Origin of the sequence: Pseudomonas sp. SWRI111 (genome assembly GCF_014268555.1) — a bacterium.
GTDB lineage: Bacteria > Pseudomonadota > Gammaproteobacteria > Pseudomonadales > Pseudomonadaceae > Aquipseudomonas > Aquipseudomonas hamedanensis.
The window spans coordinates 1-19,858 of the sequence record NZ_JABWQQ010000023.1 but is presented as its reverse complement, the minus strand read 5'-3'; the positions used below and the strand labels follow the sequence as shown (position 1 = coordinate 19,858).

Below are 19,858 nucleotides of genomic sequence, written 5' to 3'. Positions count from 1 at the left end.
TGTCTGGTAAACCGCTTTCGCGAGCAGGCTCGCTCCCACATTGGCTTTGCATCGCCCTTAAAAGTCGATAGAACTTCCCGCCTCACCCCAGCCTCATATTTAACAAGCCCTCCATTCCGGTCACGACATGGATCTTGTTATTGCCCGACCCGAAGGTCTGTACTGCCCCGCCGGGGATTTCTATATCGATCCGTGGCGGCCGGTCGAACGTTCGGTGATCACCCATGCCCACGGCGATCACGCGCGCAGCGGCAATCAGCATTACCTCGCCAGCAGCGCCAGTGAAGGCATTCTGCGCGCACGGCTGGGCCAGGACATCAATCTGCAAACCCTTGATTACGGTCAGCGCCTGAGCCATCAAGGTGTCACCCTGAGTTTTCATCCGGCCGGCCATGTGCTCGGTTCGGCGCAGGTGCGCCTGGAATATGGTGGCGAAGTCTGGGTCGCGTCTGGCGATTACAAGGTCGAGCCGGACGGCACCTGCGCGCCATTCGAACCGGTGCGCTGCCACACCTTCATCACCGAATCGACCTTTGGCCTGCCGATTTACCGCTGGCAACCGCAGGCGCAGATTTTCGACGAAATCAATCAGTGGTGGGCCGCCAATATCGCCGCCGGCAAGGCCAGCGTGTTGTTCTGCTACTCGTTCGGCAAGGCCCAGCGGATTCTCCACGGCATCGACGAAAGCCTCGGGCCGATCCTTAGCCACGGTGCGGTGGAACCGCTCAACCGGGTTTATCGCGAAGCCGGCGTGTATCTGCCGCAAACCCTTTACGCCGGCGATGTGAAAAAAACCGACCCGATGATGCGTCAGGCCCTGGTTATTGCCCCGCCCTCGGCGGGCGGCAGTAGCTGGATGCGCCGTTTCGGCGATTTCAGTGATGCCTTCGCCAGCGGCTGGATGCGCCTGCGCGGTACTCGCCGGCGGCGTGGCGTGGATCGCGGCTTTGTCTTGTCTGATCACGCCGACTGGCCCGGCCTGCTCTGGGCGATCAACCAGACCGGCGCAGAACGGGTGATGGTCACGCACGGTTCGATCGGCGTGCTCGTGCGTCACCTGCGCGAACAGGGCCTGGACGCACAAGGCTTCAACACCGAATACGGCGATGACGAAGAGGACAACATCGCCGTCGAGCCCACCGTTACCGAGACGTCCGCATGAAAGCTTTCGCCGAGTTGTACGCCGAACTCGACGCGACCACGTCCAGCAACGCCAAACTGGCGGCGATGCAGGCGTACTTCGCCCAGGCTGCACCGGAAGATGCCGGGTGGGCGGTGTACTTCTTGTCCGGCGGGCGCCCACGGCAACTGGTGCCGGTGCGTATTTTGCGCGAGCTGGCCGTCGAAGTTTCCGGGCTGCAGCCATGGTTGTTCGAAGAGAGCTATCAAGCGGTCGGCGATCTGGCCGAGACCATTTCTCTTGTGCTGCCGGAGAATTCGCACAGCTCCGAGGCCGGTCTCGCCGAATGGATCGAAGACAAACTGCTGCCACTGCGCGGCGAAAGCCCTGAATACCTGGCGCGGCAACTGCCGGCGTTGTGGGCGCAACTGGACCGGCCCAGCCTGATGCTGTGCATCAAACTGATCACCGGCAGCTTCCGCGTCGGAGTATCGAAACTGCTGGTCACCCGCGCGCTGGCGTCGATGGCCGGGCTGGACAGCAAACGCGTGGCCCAGCGTCTGGTCGGTTACACCGATCTGTCGAACCGGCCCAGCGCCGCCAGTTATCTGAAGCTGATCGCCGCGGAATCCGCCGACGAGCATGCCCAGCGCGGCGGTCAGCCCTACCCCTTTTTTCTCGCCCACGCTTTGTCGCAACCGGTCGAGGAGTTCGACGCGTTGCTCGGGCCCGTCAGCGACTGGCAGGTGGAATGGAAGTGGGATGGCATCCGCGCGCAAGTGGTCAAGCGTGACGGCAAGTTGTGGGTGTGGTCGCGCGGTGAAGAGCTGGTGACCGAGCGCTTTCCCGAATTCGATGTGCTGGTACACGGTCTGCCCGACGGCACGGTGATCGACGGCGAAATCGTCGTGTGGAAAAGCACCCATCCAACCACCGAAGATGCCTTCGATCCGCAATCCAGCGAGCCGCCGGCGGTGCAACCGTTCGCCCTGCTGCAACAACGCATCGGCCGCAAGACCCTCGACAAGAAAATCCTCGATGAAGTGCCGGTGGTGGTGCTTGCCTACGACCTGTTGGAATGGCAGGGCGAAGACTGGCGCAACCAGCCTCAAGTCAAACGTCGTGCGCAACTTGAGCAGGTGATCGCCCGCTGCAACAGCCCGGTGCTGCTGCCCTCGCCGGTGCTGACCGGCACAGACTGGTTCGACCTCGGCCGCCAGCGCGAAGCGTCGCGCAAACTGGGGGTCGAGGGCATGATGCTCAAGTCGCGCGACTCGTTGTATGGCGTCGGTCGGACCAAGGACATGGGCGTGTGGTGGAAGTGGAAGGTCGACCCGTTCAGTGTCGATGCGGTATTGATCTATGCCCAGCGCGGGCATGGCCGCCGCGCCAGTCTGTACAGCGATTACACCTTTGCCGTGTGGGACGGCCCGCCGGAGTCGAGCCAACGCACGCTGGTGCCGTTTGCCAAGGCGTATTCGGGCCTGACCGACGAAGAAATGCGCCAGGTCGACAGCATCGTGCGCAAGACCACGGTGGAAAAATTCGGCCCGGTGAGCAGCGTGAAACCTAGTCTGGTGTTCGAATTGGGCTTCGAAGGTATCGCCCTTTCCCGCCGGCACAAAAGCGGAATCGCCGTGCGTTTCCCGCGAATGCTGCGCTGGCGCAAGGACAAAACCGTGGAAGAAGCCGACAGCCTCGCCACCCTGCAGGACCTGTTGGCCTGATTGGTTCTCGATACAACGCAGAACCCTGTGGCGAGGGGATTTATCCCCGATGGGCTGCGCAGCGGCCCCAGCAATTTCCCCCTGAAATCGTGCACTCAGGTTTTTGCGCCTGCTGCGCAGTCGATCGGGGATAAATCCCCTCGCCACAGTTTACTGACTACCCTCTGCTTCGCGCTTGATCCAAAGCGGTGCACCGAAATCGCAACGCCCGTTTCCGGGCATTCAATCGTCCTCCTGCCTCCCCGCTCAACCCTTTTAAAACACTTGTTCGGGACTCTGGTTCGGAAATTGCTACTTTCTATAGGTCGTAAGCGTTGCAGTAACAATAATTCTGCGCCACAAGCGCTCATATTGGTTCTTAGGGATTGAATAATGAAAAAAGCATTGCTGACCCTTTCTGCACTGGCGTTGTGCATGGCCGCCGGCTCCGCGCTGGCCAAGGAATACAAAGAGCTGCGCTTTGGCGTCGACCCTTCGTACGCACCGTTCGAGTCGAAAGCGGCCGACGGCAGCCTGGTCGGGTTCGACATTGACCTGGGCAACGCGATCTGCGCCGAATTGAAGGTCAAGTGCAAGTGGGTCGAAAGCGACTTCGACGGCATGATTCCGGGCCTCAAGGCCAACAAATTCGACGGTGTGATCTCGTCGATGACCGTGACCCCGGCCCGCGAAAAAGTCATCGACTTCTCCAACGAGTTGTTTTCCGGCCCGACCGCGTACGTGTTCAAGAAGGGCTCCGGCATCACCGCTGATGCCGCCTCGCTGAAGGGCAAAACTGTCGGTTATGAGCAGGGCACCATTCAGGAAGCCTACGCCAAAGCCGTGCTGGACAAGGCCGGCGTGAAAACCCAGGCCTACCAGAACCAGGATCAAGTGTATTCCGACCTGACCTCCGGCCGTCTCGACGCTGGCATCCAGGACATGTTGCAAGCCGAGTTGGGCTTTTTGAAGTCGCCAAAAGGCGCCGATTATGAAATCAGCCAGCCAGTGGACAGCGAATTGCTGCCGTCGAAAACCGCGATCGGTATCAAGAAAGGTAACACTGAGCTGAAAGCACTTTTGGATAAAGGTATCAAAGCGTTACACGACGACGGCAAGTACGCCGAGATTCAAAAGAAACACTTTGGCGATCTGAATCTGTACAGCGGCAAATAATGCTCCGGCGCCCATCCACGATGGGCGCCTTTTCCATCCGCTCAGGTTGCTGATTTATGTTCGAAACCCTCCTGCAAAATCTGGGGCTTGCCTCCTTCAGCCTGCACGGCTTCGGCCCGTTGCTGCTGCAAGGCACCTGGATGACCATCAAATTATCGGCGATGTCGCTGCTGGTGGCCGTGTTGCTCGGTCTGCTCGGCGCCAGTGCCAAACTGTCGAAAGTCAAACTGGTGCGCCTGCCTGCCCAGCTCTACACCACACTGATTCGCGGCGTGCCGGACCTGGTACTGATGCTGCTGATTTTCTACAGCCTGCAAACCTGGCTGACCACGCTGACCGATTACATGGAATGGGAATACATCGAGATTGACCCGTTCAGCGCCGGCGTGCTGACGCTGGGCTTCATCTATGGTGCCTATTTCACCGAAACCTTCCGCGGGGCCATCCTCGCCGTGCCCCGTGGTCAGGTCGAAGCGGCCACCGCTTATGGTCTTAAACGCGGCCAGCGCTTTCGCTTCGTGGTGTTCCCGCAAATGATGCGCTTCGCCCTGCCGGGCATCGGCAATAACTGGATGGTCATGCTCAAGGCCACCGCGCTGGTGTCGATCATCGGCCTGGCCGATCTGGTCAAGGCTGCGCAGGACGCGGGCAAAAGTACCTATCAGCTGTTCTACTTTCTGGTCCTTGCGGCGTTGATTTACCTGCTGATCACCAGTGCTTCGAACTTCATTCTGCGCTGGCTCGAACGCCGCTACGCTGCCGGCGCCCGGGAGGCCGTGCGATGATCGAACTCTTGCAGGAATACTGGAAAGCCTTCCTTTATACCGACGGCCAGAACATCACCGGACTGGCGATGACGATGTGGCTGCTGAGCGCCTCGATCTGCATCGGCTTTATCGTCTCGATTCCGCTGTCGATCGCCCGCGTCTCGCCGCACTTCTATGTTCGCTGGCCGGTGCAGTTCTACACCTACCTGTTCCGCGGCACGCCGCTCTATATCCAGCTGCTGATCTGCTACACGGGGATCTACAGCCTCGCCTCCGTGCGCGAACAGCCGATCCTTGACAGTTTCTTTCGCGATGCGATGAACTGCACGATCCTCGCCTTCGCCCTCAACACCTGCGCGTATACCACGGAGATTTTCGCCGGAGCGATTCGCAGCATGAACCACGGCGAAGTCGAAGCGGCCAAGGCGTACGGCCTGACCGGCTGGAAATTGTATGCCTACGTGATCATGCCGTCGGCGCTGCGCCGCTCGTTGCCTTATTACAGCAACGAAGTGATTCTGATGCTGCACTCGACCACGGTGGCTTTCACCGCGACCGTCCCCGACATCCTGAAAGTCGCTCGGGACGCCAACTCGGCGACCTTCCTGACGTTTCAGTCGTTCGGCATCGCCGCGCTGATCTACCTGACCATCACCTTCGCCCTGGTCGGCCTGTTCCGCCTCGCCGAACGCCGCTGGCTGGCCTTCCTCGGCCCGACTCACTAGGACTCTTTTGCAATGCGCCACAAGATTCATGACTTGCTGGCCCCGCTGCCGGGGACCGCACGGCAGATTCACAGCTTCCACTTCGGCCCGGAGCAGGCCAAGGGCAAGGTTTATATCCAGTCCTCGCTGCATGCCGACGAACTGCCGGGCATGCTCGTCGCCTGGCACCTCAAGCAACGCCTGGCGGAGCTGGAAGCGGCCGGCCGCCTGCGTAGCGAGATCGTGCTGGTGCCGGTAGCCAACCCGGTCGGCCTCGAACAAGTGCTGATGGACGTGCCGCTGGGCCGTTATGAGCTGGAGAGCGGGCAGAACTTCAATCGCTGGTTCGTCGACCTCAGTGAAGAGATCGGCAACGCCATCGAAAGCCAACTGAACGACGACCCGCAGCACAACCTCGAACTGATTCGCGTCAGCCTGCGCCACGCGCTCGCCCGCCAGACCCCGACGACGCAATTACAGTCTCAGCGCCTGACCCTGCAACGCCTGGCCTGCGACGCCGACATGGTGCTGGATTTGCACTGCGACTTCGAATCGGTGGTGCATCTTTACACCACGCCAGAAGCGTGGCCGCAGGTCGAACCTCTGGCGCGCTACATCGAGTCCCGGGCGAGCCTGTTGGCCACCGATTCCGGCGGCCAGTCGTTCGACGAATGCTTCACCCTGCTGTGGTGGCAATTGAAAGAACGTTTTGCCGAGCAGTTCGACATTCCGCTGGGCAGTTTCTCGGTCACCGTCGAATTGCGCGGTCAGGGTGACGTCAACCATCCAATGGCCAGTCGCGACTGCCAGGCACTGATCGATTATCTGGTGCAGTTCGACGCCATCGTCGGCGAGACCAAGCCGCAACCGCCGCTGCCATTCCCGGCCACGCCGCTGGCCGGCGTGGAACCTGTGACCACACCGGTCGGCGGCCTGCTGGTGTACTGCGCGGCGCCCGGCCAATACCTGGAAGCCGGACAGCAGATTGCCGAAATCATCGACCCGATCCACGACAAGGTCACCCCCATTCACTGCACCGCCGCCGGCCTGCTGTACGCGCGCTCGCTGCGGCGCATGGCCACTGCCGGCATGGTCATCGCCCACGTCGCGGGCGCCGAAGCCTATCGCAGCGGCTACCTACTTTCGCCTTGAGGATGCTCGTCCCATGTACAAACTGACCGTTGAAGGCCTGCACAAAAGCTATGGCGATCATCAGGTGCTCAAAGGCGTTTCGCTCAAGGCCAGAACCGGCGACGTGATCAGCCTGATCGGCGCCAGCGGCTCGGGCAAAAGCACCTTTTTGCGCTGCATCAATTTTCTCGAACAACCCAACGACGGCGCCATGAGCCTCGACGGCCAGGCGATCCGCATGGTCACCGACCGCCACGGCATGCACGTGGCGGATGCCGATGAACTGCAACGCCTGCGCACGCGGCTGGCGATGGTGTTCCAGCATTTCAACCTGTGGAGCCACATGAGCGTGCTGGAAAACATCACCATGGCCCCACGCCGGGTGCTGGGCTGCAGCAAACAGGAGGCCGAGGACCGCGCCCGCCGGTATCTGGACAAGGTCGGCCTGCCGGCGCGGGTTGCCGATCAATACCCGGCCTTTCTTTCCGGCGGTCAGCAGCAACGCGTGGCCATTGCCCGGGCGCTGGCGATGGAGCCGGAAGTGATGCTGTTCGATGAACCGACCTCGGCGCTGGATCCGGAATTGGTGGGTGAGGTGCTGAAAGTGATCCAAGGCTTGGCCGAAGAAGGCCGGACGATGATCATGGTCACGCACGAGATGAGTTTTGCGCGCAAGGTGTCCAGCCAGGTGCTGTTTCTGCATCAGGGCCTGGTTGAAGAAGAAGGTGCGCCGGAAGAAGTGCTGGGCAACCCGAAAAGCGAACGTCTTAAACAATTTCTCAGCGGCAACCTGAAATAACGCCATACACATTCCCTGTAGGAGTGAGCCTGCTCGCGATAGCGGTATGTCAGTCACATCAATGCTGGATGTGATGACGCTATCGCGAGCAGGCTCACTCCTACAGGGATCGGGGCAAGCCCAAGTTAAACTTGTCCGCCCGCTTCGCTGTCTCTGAAACAACCCCTCCAGAGCGCACGCAGCCGGCATGGCGAGATCCCCCGACCACGCAAAAACCTGGTTCAACGCCCGCGACTGGAAGCCGTTCGCCTTTCAGAAACAGGTGTGGGCGGCGGTGAAAAACGGCGAATCCGGAGTGCTCCACGCCAGCACGGGCGCGGGCAAGACCTACGCGGTGTGGTTTGCCGCGCTCAATCGCTTCGCCCGCGGACAAGCGCCAGCGGCCACGCTGCGCAAGCGCAAACCGCCGGCCGAACCGCTGACCGTGCTGTGGATCACGCCCATGCGCGCCCTCGCCGCCGACACTGCGCGCGCCTTGCAGGCACCGGTCGATGATTTGCAACTGCCATGGAGCATCGGGCTGCGCACCGGCGACACCAGCAGCAGCGAACGCGCGCGTCAGGGCCGGCGCCTGCCGACCGCACTGATCACCACGCCGGAGAGCCTGACGCTGTTACTTGCCCGAGCCGATGCTCGCACGGCGCTATCGACCTTGCGCATGATCGTCGTCGATGAATGGCACGAGCTGCTCGGCAACAAACGCGGCGTGCAGTTGCAACTGGCCCTCGCCCGCCTGCGCCAGTGGCAGCCTGAACTGATCGTCTGGGGCGTTTCCGCCACCCTTGGCAATCAATCCCACGCTGAGCAAGTACTGATCCCACAGGGCGGCGGTATCAGTGTTCAGGGCAAAAGCGAAAAAAACCTGCTGGTCGACACCCTTCTCCCGCCGGCCATCGAGCGTTTTCCCTGGGCCGGGCATATCGGTCTGAAGATGCTGCCGCAGGTGGTGGCCGAACTGGACGCTTGCGCCAGCAGCCTGGTGTTCACCAACACCCGGGCGCAATCGGAAATCTGGTATCAGGCACTGCTTGAAGCGCGGCCGGATTGGGCCGGGCTGATTGCCTTGCACCACAGTTCGCTGTCGCGCGAGACCCGTGGCTGGGTCGAACAGGCCTTGAAGGACGGGCAGTTGAAGGCCGTGGTGTGTACCTCAAGCCTGGACCTGGGTGTGGATTTCCTGCCGGTCGAGCGCGTGCTGCAGATTGGCTCAGCCAAAGGCGTCGCGCGTTTGATGCAGCGCGCCGGGCGCTCCGGCCATGCACCGGGGCGCACGTCGCGCGTGACGCTGGTGCCGACCCACAGCCTGGAGCTGATCGAAGCGGTTGCGGCTCGTGATGCCGTCGAGCAACGCCGCATCGAACCGCGTCTGTCGCCGGAAAAGCCTCTGGATGTACTGGTGCAACATTTGGTCAGCATGGCCCTTGGCGGTGGGTTTATTCCTCAAGATTTATACGAAGAAGTCCGTGGCGCCTGGGCCTACCGCGATCTGACACCTGCCGATTGGGCCTGGGCGCTGGCTTTCGTACGCCATGGCGGGATGTCGCTGACGGCTTACCCGGATTACCGCCGGGTCGAGCCGGATGAACATGGCGTCTGGCGGGTGCCGGATGCTCGTCTGGCGCGACGCCACCGAATGAGCATCGGCACCATTGTCAGCGACGCGAGCATCAATCTGAAGTTCTGGAGCAAGGGTGGTGGGGGTAAACAGTTGGGCAGTGTCGAGGAAGGCTTTATCGCTCGACTCAAACCCGGCGATGGCTTCCTCTTCGCTGGCCGCCTGCTGGAACTGGTACGGGTGGAGAACATGACCGCCTACGTCAAGCGCAGCACCGCGAAAAAAGCCGCGGTGCCGCGCTGGAATGGCGGACGCATGCCGTTATCCAACGAACTGGCCGAAGCGGTGGTCGCGCGTTTCAGCGCGGCAGCCGGTGGTCAGTTTGCCGGCCCGGAAATGCAGGCACTGCGACCGCTGCTGGAAACACAGATGCGTTGGTCCGGCTTGCCTACCAGCGAAAATCTGCTGGCCGAGGTGCTGAAATCCCGCGAAGGATGGCACCTTTTCCTCTACCCGTTTGCCGGGCGTCAAGTGCATTTGGGACTGGCGAGTCTGCTGGCATGGCGGGTCAGCCAGCGCCAGCCGGTGACCTTTTCGATAGCGGTGAATGATTACGGGCTGGAATTGCTCAGCGCCACGCCGCTGGATTGGTCGAAGCATCTCGATGCACGACTGTTCAACGCCGATGACCTGTTGCTGGATGTGCTCGCCAGCCTCAATGCTGGCGAGTTGGCGCTGCGCCGTTTTCGCGAAATTGCACGCATTGCCGGACTGGTGTTCGCCGGTTATCCCGGTGCACCGAAAAGCACCCGCCAAGTGCAAGCGTCGAGTGGCTTGTTCTTCGAGGTGTTCAAACAATACGACGCCGACAACCTGCTGCTGGCGCAGGCCGGGGAAGAAGTCCTGCGCGAAGAGCTGGATATTCGTCGCCTGGAACAGACATTGGAACGCATCAAACGGATGAAACTGGACGTGCATCAGGTTAAACGTCCTACGCCGCTGGGATTCCCCCTGCTGGTGGAGCGGATGCGCGAAAGCATGAGTTCGGAAAAACTCGCGGACAGGATCAGAAGAATGGTTGGAGATCTGGAAAAAACCGCTGACAAGGCGCAGTCAGCATGAGCGCGGCGTACCCGGTGCGTCTGGCAGGCGAAGAATTGTGGCTGCTGCCGGAGAAGGCGTTGTACTGGCCAGCGCAGGAGGCCCTGTTGATCGCCGACGTGCATTTCGGCAAAGCGGCGGCCTATCGCAGCCTCGGCCAGCCAGTGCCGCATGGCACCACTGCGAGCAACATCGCGGTGATCGACGCGCTGTTGGCGAGGCTGCCGTGCCGCCAGTTGATCTTCCTCGGGGATTTCCTCCATGGCCCGGGCTCGCATGCGCCGGCCACGCTGAGCGCGTTAGCCGAATGGCGAGCTCGGCACACCGCGTTGCCGATGACGCTGATTCGCGGCAATCACGACAAGCGCGCCGGCGATCCACCAGCCTCGCTGAACATTCGTGTGGTGCCCGAGCCCATGCTGCTGGGGCCGTTCGCCTTACAGCACGAGCCGGACCCGCATCCGGAGCGACACGTCCTCGCCGGGCACGTACACCCCGTTTATCACTTGCATGGCAAGGGACGGCAACGGCTAAGACTGGCATGCTTCAGGCTGGGCGAACAGGTCAGCCTGCTACCGGCCTTCGGCGCGTTCACTGGCGGCTATGCGGTCGAGCGGGACGACACGTGCAGGATTTTTGTCATCGGTGACAACGAAATATGGCCCGTCAACTGAAGTCCTCACCGACCTCGATAGACGAGCCATCGACCTACAGGTAAATCAGGCGACAGGCGCCGGAGGCGGTTCGTCCGGCAGCGTCGGTTCACCCGGTTCGGTCGGCTGTTCGTTGGGAGTATCGGGATCGGGCTGACCCGGCACGCCGGACAGGCTCAAAGACGGATTCGCCAATAACGACCAGGCCAGGACGCCTATCTGATTGGGCTCAAGCCTTGCCAGTTCAGCGCTGATTCGCGGATCGATCTTCATAGGGCACTCCTCATTGAAGGCCCGTATTTGTCTGTAACAAAAACGGGCAGTACACCCCATAGAGTGTCTGCCCGCCAAAGAATTCCCGACGCCCGTCGGATGGCAAATCAGGTACGCGGCAATGTCACGCCACGCTGGCCCTGATACTTGCCGCCACGATCCTTGTAGGACACTTCGCATTCTTCATCGGACTCGAGGAAGAGCATCTGCGCCACGCCTTCATTGGCGTAGATCTTCGCCGGCAGGTTGGTGGTGTTGGAGAATTCCAGGGTCACGTGGCCTTCCCACTCAGGCTCGAGCGGGGTGACGTTGACGATGATGCCGCAACGCGCGTAGGTGCTTTTACCCAGGCAGATGGTCAGCACATTGCGCGGAATGCGGAAGTATTCAACGGTGCTGGCCAGCGCGAAGGAGTTCGGCGGAATGATGCAGACATCGCTGTGAATGTCGACGAAGCTGCCGGCATCGAAATTTTTCGGGTCGACAATGGCCGAATTGATGTTGGTGAACACCTTGAAGTGGTTGGTGCAACGCACGTCGTAACCGTAGCTCGACACGCCGTAGGAAATCACCCGGCTGTCGTCGCTGCCGCGCACCTGGCGCTCGACGAACGGTTCGATCATGCCGTGTTCCTGCGCCATGCGGCGAATCCACTTGTCCGATTTGATGCTCATGGCGGGTTTGTCCTGAATAGCGAGGTGGAAAAATTCTGTCCGGCATCTTACCGGGCGCGCCGCCGCGTTCAAAGTGCACATCGCAATTCTCGGCGAACACCCCGTAATTACGCGTTCTGGCGACGAACTGGCAGACCGTCGATCCCGAAATCAGAGAAACCTTCGCAAGAACCATTGGCACGTTCCTGAAAAAGGGTTAAGGTGGCGTCACTGTGTTGCTTGTGTCACTGAGAATCTCTACACGATATGTTGAATTTCGATCCAACCATCTACAAGAATTTTTCCTGCTCTTTGCACTCAGTCTCGGCCAGGGTTCTTCCTGAGTCGCAGTTATCTTTGTTCAAGGAGTTACACCATGTCTAATCGCCAAACCGGTACCGTTAAGTGGTTCAACGATGAAAAAGGCTTCGGCTTCATCACCCCACAATCCGGTGACGACCTGTTCGTTCACTTCAAAGCTATCCAATCCGACGGCTTCAAAAGCCTGAAAGAAGGCCAACAGGTTTCTTTCATCGCTACCCGCGGTCAGAAAGGCATGCAAGCTGAAGAAGTACAAGTTATCTAACTTGTAGCTTCTTTAGAAAAAAGCCCCGCCCTTAAAAGCGGGGCTTTTTTGTGGGCGTCTGTTTTTTCATGGCGTAAAAAAAATCGTCCGAAGGCTCGGGCCACGCTCGGACGATCTTTTGCTTTTGCTTTTGCTTTTGCTTTTGCTTTTGCTTTTGCTTACCAGGCCACACCAAACCCAGCGGTGTAGCGTGTCTTGTTCAAATCCGCATCGTTGGTGCCGCTGATAATGTCGCGTTCGGCCTTGAGGTTCAGCGATGCCCAGTCAGTGACCTTGTAACGCAGCCCCAACTCGGCGTCCAGCGCGTAATCAGCTACACCCGACAGTGGCTTGCCGACCTCACCGTTGGTGAAGAACTCAACCTTCTTGCCGATCAGGTAACGGTTGTAATCCCACTTCATGGCAACGGAATAGAAGTTGTCCTTGCTGCCATCGCGGTATTCGTAATCGGTGCGGTTGAGCAGCGAACCCAACGAGAACGCGCCCAGCTCGTCATCCCAGAACTGGTAGCCCGGACCGGTACCGACCACACGCTGGCGCGCCAGCTCTTCGATATGATCGCGCTTGTAGTTCAGGCGCCCTTGCCAGAACCACTGATCGGTCAGGAAGCGGTCGAGGGAGTATTCGGCACGCCAGTTGTTGGTGGTGGTTTCCGTATCCTGCACTTCGCGGTTGTACTCGCCTTCAGCGGTATGCCGCCAGCGACCATGACGCGCCGATGTCTTGAAGCCGACATCGTAGTCGTCGGTGTCCTTCTCCGCGCGCTGATAGTCCAGCGCCAGGTCGACATTGCCCTTCCACACCAGGTCGGTGACGATCGGCTTGGGCTTGAGAATCTGCTGAATGCTCGCCAGCTCGACAGTTTTCGGCGCATCACCGTTAGCCAGCGTGACTTTGCCGTCATCCGCCGCGGTGAGCGACTTCGATACTTCACCGGTGTAGGCGTCCTGCTTGACCAGCAAGTGCTGATCGCTATCGAGGGTCTTGACCTCTTTCCAGTCAATCGCGACCGCACCGGCGTATTTGGTCTGGATCAACAGCTTGCCGCCATCGAATACCGTGATAGTGCCGCTCAGCTTGTCGCCGTTTTTCAACCAGACGGTGTCGGCAAGCAGGGGCATGGACGTGCTGCAAACAGCGAGGCACAACAGGGTTCTGGAGAACATAAGCAGGTCGGGGGCTCAGAGTTGGCGAAAAAAAGTCGGCATTATCCGCAGGATCCTGCCCATGACAAGGACTGACCGGACTATTTCTATTGAGTTCATTTCTCATCTGCCCGATCACGGATTACCCTTGGGGCATTAATCACAGCGATGCTCAGGAACCCGGCCCGTGAAAGACGCGATCCATGACCACGAGAGCGAAGCGCAAATCCGACGCACGGCGCTCTACTCGACCCTCGCGCAGGTGCCTGAAGGCAAAGTGGTCAGCTACGGCCAACTGGCTGAACTGGCGGGGCTGGGACGCGCCGCCCGCTGGGTCGGCCGCACCTTGAGCCAATTGCCGAGCGATACCAGACTGCCCTGGCACCGTGTGCTGGGTGCCGGTGGGCGGATCAGCCTGCCGGTGGGCAGCCCTTCCGGCGATGAACAAAGGGCACGATTGCGTATGGAAGGCATTACCGTCCTGAACAATCGTGTGGATATTCAGCGTCATGGCTGGCGTCCGGTAGAGCACAGCGGTTAGAGTGCGCGCTTTGTTTTCGCAATTTTGAGGCAGACTTCAGCCCATGCCCCGTAAAACCTGGCGCGCCGCGCTCGCCGCCTATGCCAGTCCTTCGACGCTCGTGCTGTTGTTGCTCGGTTTTGCCGCCGGCCTGCCGTACATGCTGGTGTTCTCAACGCTGTCCGTGTGGTTGCGTGAAGCGGGTGTTGCCCGCGAAACCATCGGCTATGCCAGCCTGATCGGTCTGGCTTATGCGTTCAAATGGGTCTGGTCGCCCCTGCTCGACCAATGGCGCCTGCCGTTGCTGGGCAAGCTGGGCCGTCGTCGTTCGTGGCTGGTGCTCTCGCAGGCGCTGGTGATTCTCGGACTGATCGGCATGGGCTTCTGTGATCCACAGAAACACTTGTCCTGGCTGATCGCCATTGCCGTTGTCGTCGCGTTCGCCTCTGCCACCCAGGATATTGCGGTCGACGCCTATCGCCTGGAAATCGCCGACGACAGCCGCCAGGCCGCCCTTGCCGCCAGTTACATGTCCGGCTACCGCGTCGCCGCCCTGCTCGCCACCGCCGGCGCCTTGTTTTTCGCCGAAGGTTTCGGCTCCACCGGTTTCAACTATAAACACGCAGCCTGGACCGGCACTTATGTCTTGTTCGGCGCCTTGATGGTGCCCGCACTGTTGACCACGCTGTTCATGCGTGAGCCGCCCGTGCCGCTGCGCACGCAGTTGCAGGCCGGGCGTTACACGTTCATGCATCAATTGATGTCGGTGTTTGTGCTGATCATTTTGCTGGTGTCGGTACCGGCGATGTTCACCCAGCTGTACAACACCGATTTCGCCGGCGTGCTGTTCGGCGACATGAGTCCTCTGGACCTGCTGCTCGAAGACCGCGCCTTCCTGCGCGCCATTCTCTATACACTGCTCACCGGCCTGTGCCTGTCGGCCATGGGCCGGCGCGGGTTGGCGCCGGTGCTGACACCGATCAATGACTTCATCCTGCGTTATCGCTGGCAGGCCCTGCTGCTGCTGGGCCTGATCGCCACCTATCGCATGTCGGACACGGTGATGGGCGTGATGGCCAACGTGTTCTACATTGACCAGGGCTTCACCAAGGACCAGATCGCCAGTGTCAGCAAGATCTTCGGCCTGATCATGACCCTTGTCGGGGCCGGCATGGGTGGCCTGTTGATTGTGCGTTTCGGCATCCTGCCGATTCTGTTTATCGGCGGCGTAGCCTCGGCGGGGACCAACCTGTTGTTTGTGATGCTTGCCGACATGGGCCCGAACCTGCACATGCTGGTGGTGACCATTTCGCTCGACAACTTCAGCTCGGGCCTGGCCACGTCGGCGTTCGTCGCCTACCTGTCGAGCCTGACCAACCTGAAGTTCTCCGCCACGCAATACGCCCTGCTCAGCTCGATCATGCTGCTGCTGCCACGCCTGATGGGTGGCTATTCCGGGGTGCTGGTGGAGAAATTCGGCTATCACAGCTTCTTTCTTATCACCGCACTGCTCGGCGTACCGACACTGGTCCTTATTGCGCTGCACTGGTTTCAGGAAAGCCGCCGCGAAGGCCCGACGCCGACGCCCGAATCCGCCGCGGCCCCGGTCAGCGAAGAGTCGTAAGACGTTTCGTCGGCGGCGGGAGAATCCTGCCGTCGTACCGCCCCACCGACCGCACGCCTGTACGTCGGCAGCACTCGCCGGTACACTGCTGCGTCATTTCCAGTCATAGCAACCGACAACGGCCAACCATGCGCACCAGTCAATTTTTGCTCGCCACACAGAAAGAAACGCCTTCCGATGCGGTCGTGATCAGCCATCAGCTGATGCTGCGCGCCGGCATGATCCGCAAGCTTGCCTCGGGCCTGTACACCTGGCTGCCGATGGGCCTGCGAGTCATGCGCAAGGTCGAAGCCATCGTTCGCGAAGAAATGAACGCTGCCGGTTCTCTGGAAGTGTTGATGCCGAGCACCCAACCGGCCGAGCTGTGGCAGGAATCGGGACGCTGGGAAGAATACGGCCCTGAGCTGCTGCGCATCAAAGACCGCCACGGTCGCGATTTCTGCGCGGGCCCGACCCACGAAGAAGTCATCACCGATCTGATGCGCAACGAGTTGAGCAGCTACAAACAGCTGCCAATCAACCTGTACCAGATCCAGACCAAATTCCGTGACGAAATCCGTCCACGCTTCGGTTTGATGCGCGGCCGTGAGTTCATCATGAAGGACGCCTACTCGTTCCACGCCGATCAAGCCTCGCTGCAGGTCACCTACGACCGCATGCATCAGGCGTACTGCAACGTGTTCACCCGTCTGGGCCTGAAATTCCGTCCGGTTGAAGCCGACAACGGCTCGATCGGCGGCGCCGGCTCCCATGAGTTCCATGTGCTGGCCGAGTCCGGCGAAGACGATATCGTTTTCAGCAACGGTTCCGACTACGCGGCGAACATCGAAAAAGCCGAAGCGGTGCCACGCGAGACCTCGCGCCCTGCACCGACTGAAGAGCTGCGCCTGGTCGACACTCCGGACACCAAAACCATCGCGGCACTGGTGGAAAAATTCAACCTGCCGATTGAAAAGACCATCAAGACGCTGATCGTCCACGCCGAAGAAGAAGGCAAGCTGATCGCACTGGTGATTCGTGGCGATCACGAACTGAACGAGATCAAGGCGGCCAACCAGCCAGGCGTTGCCAGCCCGCTGGTCATGGCGTCGGATGCCGAACTGCGTGACGCCATTGGCGCCGGCGCCGGTTCGCTCGGCCCGCTGAACCTGCCGCTGCCGATCATCATCGACCGCTCGGTGGAGATGATGAGCGACTTCGGCATTGGCGCGAACATCGACGACAAGCACTACTTCGGCGTGAACTGGGAGCGTGATCTGCCGGTTCCGACCGTCGCCGACCTGCGCAACGTGGTCGCCGGCGACCCAAGCCCGGACGGCAAGGGCACGCTGGAAATCAAGCGCGGCATCGAAGTCGGGCACATCTTCCAGCTGGGCAACAAGTACAGCAAGGCGATGAAGTGCGAAGTGCTGGGCGAGAACGGCAAGCCGGTGACCCTGGAAATGGGCTGCTACGGCATTGGTGTGTCCCGCGTGGTGGCTGCCGCCATCGAGCAGAACAACGACGAAAACGGCATCATCTGGAGCGACACCCTGGCGCCGTTCCAGATTGCCCTGGTCCCGCTGCGCTATGAAACCGAACAGGTGCGCGAGGCCACCGACAAGCTGTACGCCGAACTGACGGCGGCCGGCTTCGAAGTGCTGCTGGACGATCGCGACAAGAAAACCAGCCCGGGCATCAAGTTCGCGGACATGGAGCTGATCGGCATTCCACACCGGATCGTGGTCAGCGACCGCGGCCTGGCCGAAGGCAACCTGGAATACAAGAGTCGTACCGAAGGCGAGGCGCAAGCGTTGCCGGTGGCCGACGTACTGTCCTTCCTGCAGGCCCGTATCCGCCGCTGAAACCAGTAGAGACATCATGTTCAAGCGAAACACCTTAGGCCTCGGTGGCGCCGCCCTGTGCGGCGCCCTGCTGGTCAGCGGCTGTGCCAATCACATGTCCCAACGCAGCGAGCACGAGGAGCGGGTCGAGCGTAAATTGCTCGACCACAGCCTGCAGATAGATGTCGGCGAGCCCAAGGTGCTTGAGCTGCCGCAGCGGCGTGTGAAGATCAACGAACAGAAGACTTTCGAAGTCACCGAGTTCGAAGTCACCCGCCGTTACGACCGCTACACGCCGTACCAACCCTGGCGCGAAGTCTACGAGATTCCGCTGGGTGCGGTGGCGGTGGTCGGCGGTGTCGGCGCCAACGTGGTCAACGTGTTTGCCCTCGGCAACCTGCCCGACAGCATCACCCGGGATTGGCTGAGCTACGGTTTCGCCGGGCTCAACCCGTTCATGAACGTGCAGTCCAACGGACGCGCGCAGCAGAACCTGGCGGGCATCGATGAAGTCCAGCGCGACAAGCGCACGGAGTATTCGAGCCTGCCATGGAGCGAGCGCCCGGTGCAGGTCAAGGCCGGCAAGCAGACCTTCGACATGACCACCGATCGCAATGGCGTGCTGCGCCTGAATCTGCTCGACAGCCCGTTTGCCGAAAATGACCTCAATCATATCGGCCGATTGCAGATCAGCGTGGAAGATGCCAAGGACGACGTGCATTCCGATTCGACCTTGATGATCAGCAGTCACCTGCGGGGCAAGTTGCTGGAGGCGCACGGGCTGATTTATGACGATCTGGAAGACGACGAAGTGAGCCAGTGGGTACACCGGGTCAAGCGTCTGTCGGAACTGGGTCTGGAAGAAGAAGCCAGCGAACTGGAACAAAGCCTGATCGAACTGACGCGCAACGATCCTGAACTGCAAACCGAGTTTCTCAAGGCATTGACCAAGGATGCCGGGCGACTGGTGGCTGATCCGGGACCGAATTAAGCCTAAAGCTCCGTCGGAACGCCGCCCGGAGCAGGCTCGCTCCCACAAGGGATTTGTGAACGACGCAGATCCAATGTGGGAGCGGGCTTGCTCGCGAAGGCTGACTGTCAGACCCCGCAAATCTACCGCTCAAACAACTCCATCTGCTCAAACCCACCGCGCAAGTCCTCCAGCCTCACCCCCACCCCCAACAACCGCACCGGTTTGCCGCCGCGATTGAACGCCTGCGTCAGCATCAACTGATAACTGCCCAGATCCCGCCCTGCCCCGGCCTGTTCCAGCGTGGTCTGGGTGAAGTCATGAAACTTCACTTTGACGAACGGCTTGCCCGGTCGATAACTGCTGTCGATCCGGGCCATACGGGTTTTCAGGGTGTCCAGCAGTTCGGGTAACTTGTCGAGACAGCTGCGCAAGTCCGGCAGATCAACGTCGTAGGTGTTTTCCACGCTGATCGACTGACGACGACTGTCGTTATGCACCAGCCGATCATCAATCCCACGGGCCAGGTTCCACAATCGCTCGCCGAAGCTGCCAAATTCACGCACTAGCGCCAGCCTGCCCCACTCCCGCAGATGCTCGCAGTCAACAATGCCCAGCTTGCCGAGTTTGTCGGCGGTAACTTTACCCACGCCGTGCAGCTTGCTCACGGGCAAACCGCTGACGAAATCCTCGACCTGGTCCGGCGTGATCACGAACAAGCCGTTGGGCTTCTTCCAGTCACTGGCGATCTTGGCCAGAAACTTGTTCGGCGCAACGCCAGCGGAAACAGTGATATGCAATTGATTGGAGACCCGGCGACGAATGTCCTGGGCTATGCGCGTGGCACTGCCGCCAAAATGCGCACTGTCCGACACGTCCAGATAGGCCTCGTCCAATGACAAAGGCTCGATCAGGTCGGTGTAATCGGCAAAGATCGTGTGAATTTCCTTCGACGCTTCGCGGTAAGCCTCCATGCGCGGCTTGACGATGGTCAGGTCCGGGCACAGCTTCAAGGCATGCCCGGAGGCCATCGCCGAGCGCACGCCATAGGCTCGCGCTTCGTAATTGCAGGTCGCGATCACTCCGCGTCGATCCGCCGAACCACCGACCGCCAACGGCTTGCCAGCCAGACGCGGATCGTCGCGCATCTCGATGGCGGCGTAGAAACAATCACAGTCGATGTGGATGATTTTTCGCTGAGTCATGTAGGAAAAACAAACGTGGCAAGCCGGAGCGCCAGTATCTCACCGACACCTGTATATAGCACCAGTGGTTGAAGGATCTTTTCCGACAGTAGGAAACTTCATAAGGATTTGTTTTCTCAATCACGGACCAACGGCCAATAGAGCTGGAAGCCTTGTACGCTCTGGGCTGCGTGCCGACCGGCGTCCTTGAAAACGAGCTAAGCGCTTGAACCTCAACAGATTTATCCAGATTGAAGGTTGACAGCTCGGCGATCCTCTGTAGAATGCCGACACACAGACGCGGGATGGAGCAGTCTGGTAGCTCGTCGGGCTCATAACCCGAAGGTCGTCGGTTCAAATCCGGCTCC

General features: G+C 60.3%; 18 protein-coding genes. 14 read left to right on the top strand and 4 right to left on the bottom strand.

Going from position 1 to position 19,858, the window contains the following annotated elements:
* Positions 1 to 127: 127 nt before the first annotated feature.
* The 9 genes from HU755_RS22545 (at position 128) to pdeM (ending at position 10,733) form a co-directional block, all read left to right on the top strand.
* Positions 128 to 1,162: a ligase-associated DNA damage response exonuclease gene (locus HU755_RS22545; protein WP_186552424.1), complete on the top strand. Its 1,035-nt coding sequence runs from the start codon at positions 128 to 130 to the stop codon at positions 1,160 to 1,162.
* Complete coding sequence (locus tag HU755_RS22540) at positions 1,159 to 2,847, top strand: ATP-dependent DNA ligase (RefSeq protein WP_186636682.1); 1,689 nt, start codon at positions 1,159 to 1,161, stop codon at positions 2,845 to 2,847. Before HU755_RS22545 ends, HU755_RS22540 begins: the two co-directional genes overlap by 4 nt.
* Positions 2,848 to 3,219: 372 nt before the next feature.
* Entirely contained in the window at positions 3,220 to 4,002 is a 783-nt protein-coding gene (locus HU755_RS22535; RefSeq protein ID WP_186552422.1) for a transporter substrate-binding domain-containing protein, read from the top strand.
* 56 nt (positions 4,003 to 4,058) lie between these two features.
* Complete coding sequence (locus HU755_RS22530) at positions 4,059 to 4,787, top strand: ABC transporter permease (RefSeq protein ID WP_186636680.1); 729 nt, start codon at positions 4,059 to 4,061, stop codon at positions 4,785 to 4,787.
* Positions 4,784 to 5,494, top strand: a complete 711-nt coding sequence (locus tag HU755_RS22525; protein ID WP_186636679.1) for an ABC transporter permease — start codon at positions 4,784 to 4,786, stop codon at positions 5,492 to 5,494. The genes HU755_RS22530 and HU755_RS22525 overlap by 4 nt, the downstream gene beginning before the upstream one ends.
* Positions 5,495 to 5,506: 12 nt before the next feature.
* On the top strand, positions 5,507 to 6,625 hold the full coding sequence (locus tag HU755_RS22520; protein ID WP_186636677.1) for a succinylglutamate desuccinylase/aspartoacylase family protein: 1,119 nt from the start codon (positions 5,507 to 5,509) through the stop codon (positions 6,623 to 6,625).
* Positions 6,626 to 6,638: 13 nt separating this feature from the next.
* On the top strand, positions 6,639 to 7,403 hold the full coding sequence (locus HU755_RS22515; RefSeq protein ID WP_186636675.1) for an ABC transporter ATP-binding protein: 765 nt from the start codon (positions 6,639 to 6,641) through the stop codon (positions 7,401 to 7,403).
* A 187-nt stretch (positions 7,404 to 7,590) separates the two neighbouring features.
* Complete coding sequence (locus tag HU755_RS22510) at positions 7,591 to 10,080, top strand: ligase-associated DNA damage response DEXH box helicase (RefSeq protein WP_186636672.1); 2,490 nt, start codon at positions 7,591 to 7,593, stop codon at positions 10,078 to 10,080.
* A complete protein-coding gene (pdeM, locus tag HU755_RS22505; RefSeq protein ID WP_186552416.1) occupies positions 10,077 to 10,733 on the top strand; it encodes a ligase-associated DNA damage response endonuclease PdeM in 657 nt (218 codons plus the stop codon). Before HU755_RS22510 ends, pdeM begins: the two co-directional genes overlap by 4 nt.
* A 45-nt stretch (positions 10,734 to 10,778) precedes the next feature.
* Here pdeM and HU755_RS22500 read toward each other — a convergent pair whose 3' ends face one another.
* A complete protein-coding gene (locus tag HU755_RS22500) occupies positions 10,779 to 10,985 on the bottom strand; it encodes a hypothetical protein (RefSeq protein WP_039762600.1) in 207 nt (68 codons plus the stop codon).
* Positions 10,986 to 11,092: 107 nt separating this feature from the next.
* Positions 11,093 to 11,659, bottom strand: a complete 567-nt coding sequence (gene dcd / locus HU755_RS22495) for a dCTP deaminase (protein WP_007904652.1) — start codon at positions 11,657 to 11,659, stop codon at positions 11,093 to 11,095.
* A gap of 355 nt (positions 11,660 to 12,014) precedes the next feature.
* On the opposite strand from dcd, the gene HU755_RS22490 reads away from it, so the two are divergent.
* The gene (locus HU755_RS22490) at positions 12,015 to 12,224 is read left to right on the top strand and encodes a cold-shock protein (RefSeq protein ID WP_002554837.1); all 210 of its coding nucleotides are present in this window, start codon (positions 12,015 to 12,017) and stop codon (positions 12,222 to 12,224) included.
* A gap of 158 nt (positions 12,225 to 12,382) precedes the next feature.
* Here HU755_RS22490 and HU755_RS22485 read toward each other — a convergent pair whose 3' ends face one another.
* On the bottom strand, positions 12,383 to 13,390 hold the full coding sequence (locus tag HU755_RS22485) for a DUF481 domain-containing protein (RefSeq protein WP_186636671.1): 1,008 nt from the start codon (positions 13,388 to 13,390) through the stop codon (positions 12,383 to 12,385).
* Positions 13,391 to 13,556: 166 nt separating this feature from the next.
* Here HU755_RS22485 and HU755_RS22480 point away from each other — a divergent pair, with 166 nt between their 5' ends.
* From HU755_RS22480 to HU755_RS22465, 4 genes are all read left to right on the top strand, one after another.
* Entirely contained in the window at positions 13,557 to 13,910 is a 354-nt protein-coding gene (locus HU755_RS22480; protein ID WP_186621185.1) for an MGMT family protein, read from the top strand.
* Between the two features lie 43 nt (positions 13,911 to 13,953).
* Positions 13,954 to 15,513 carry an AmpG family muropeptide MFS transporter gene (locus tag HU755_RS22475; RefSeq protein ID WP_186636669.1) on the top strand — a complete coding sequence of 520 codons (1,560 nt, stop codon included), beginning with the start codon at positions 13,954 to 13,956 and terminating at the stop codon, positions 15,511 to 15,513.
* Positions 15,514 to 15,641: 128 nt separating this feature from the next.
* Positions 15,642 to 17,357, top strand: coding sequence for a proline--tRNA ligase (locus tag HU755_RS22470; protein ID WP_186621187.1), 1,716 nt, complete (start codon positions 15,642 to 15,644; stop codon positions 17,355 to 17,357).
* Between the two features lie 16 nt (positions 17,358 to 17,373).
* Positions 17,374 to 18,327, top strand: a complete 954-nt coding sequence (locus tag HU755_RS22465; protein WP_186636666.1) for a hypothetical protein — start codon at positions 17,374 to 17,376, stop codon at positions 18,325 to 18,327.
* A 122-nt stretch (positions 18,328 to 18,449) separates the two neighbouring features.
* Here the strand turns inward: HU755_RS22465 and dinB are convergent, their stop codons facing one another.
* On the bottom strand, positions 18,450 to 19,511 hold the full coding sequence (dinB, locus tag HU755_RS22460) for a DNA polymerase IV (protein WP_186636664.1): 1,062 nt from the start codon (positions 19,509 to 19,511) through the stop codon (positions 18,450 to 18,452).
* Between the last annotated feature and the right edge of the window lie 347 nt (positions 19,512 to 19,858).

What these genes read in the sequence shown, in the direction of transcription:
- HU755_RS22485 (WP_186636671.1), bottom strand. Translation starts at nt 13,390, where the DNA reads ATGTTCTCCAGAACCCTGTTGTGCCTCGCTGTTTGCAGCACGTCCATG.
- HU755_RS22535 (WP_186552422.1), top strand. Translation starts at nt 3,220, where the DNA reads ATGAAAAAAGCATTGCTGACCCTTTCTGCACTGGCGTTGTGCATGGCC.
- HU755_RS22520 (WP_186636677.1), top strand. Translation starts at nt 5,507, where the DNA reads ATGCGCCACAAGATTCATGACTTGCTGGCCCCGCTGCCGGGGACCGCA.
- HU755_RS22545 (WP_186552424.1), top strand. Translation starts at nt 128, where the DNA reads ATGGATCTTGTTATTGCCCGACCCGAAGGTCTGTACTGCCCCGCCGGG.
- HU755_RS22515 (WP_186636675.1), top strand. Translation starts at nt 6,639, where the DNA reads ATGTACAAACTGACCGTTGAAGGCCTGCACAAAAGCTATGGCGATCAT.
- dinB (WP_186636664.1), bottom strand. Translation starts at nt 19,511, where the DNA reads ATGACTCAGCGAAAAATCATCCACATCGACTGTGATTGTTTCTACGCC.
- HU755_RS22525 (WP_186636679.1), top strand. Translation starts at nt 4,784, where the DNA reads ATGATCGAACTCTTGCAGGAATACTGGAAAGCCTTCCTTTATACCGAC.
- dcd (WP_007904652.1), bottom strand. Translation starts at nt 11,659, where the DNA reads ATGAGCATCAAATCGGACAAGTGGATTCGCCGCATGGCGCAGGAACAC.
- HU755_RS22475 (WP_186636669.1), top strand. Translation starts at nt 13,954, where the DNA reads ATGCCCCGTAAAACCTGGCGCGCCGCGCTCGCCGCCTATGCCAGTCCT.
- HU755_RS22540 (WP_186636682.1), top strand. Translation starts at nt 1,159, where the DNA reads ATGAAAGCTTTCGCCGAGTTGTACGCCGAACTCGACGCGACCACGTCC.
- HU755_RS22530 (WP_186636680.1), top strand. Translation starts at nt 4,059, where the DNA reads ATGTTCGAAACCCTCCTGCAAAATCTGGGGCTTGCCTCCTTCAGCCTG.
- pdeM (WP_186552416.1), top strand. Translation starts at nt 10,077, where the DNA reads ATGAGCGCGGCGTACCCGGTGCGTCTGGCAGGCGAAGAATTGTGGCTG.
- HU755_RS22500 (WP_039762600.1), bottom strand. Translation starts at nt 10,985, where the DNA reads ATGAAGATCGATCCGCGAATCAGCGCTGAACTGGCAAGGCTTGAGCCC.
- HU755_RS22490 (WP_002554837.1), top strand. Translation starts at nt 12,015, where the DNA reads ATGTCTAATCGCCAAACCGGTACCGTTAAGTGGTTCAACGATGAAAAA.
- HU755_RS22465 (WP_186636666.1), top strand. Translation starts at nt 17,374, where the DNA reads ATGTTCAAGCGAAACACCTTAGGCCTCGGTGGCGCCGCCCTGTGCGGC.
- HU755_RS22470 (WP_186621187.1), top strand. Translation starts at nt 15,642, where the DNA reads ATGCGCACCAGTCAATTTTTGCTCGCCACACAGAAAGAAACGCCTTCC.
- HU755_RS22510 (WP_186636672.1), top strand. Translation starts at nt 7,591, where the DNA reads ATGGCGAGATCCCCCGACCACGCAAAAACCTGGTTCAACGCCCGCGAC.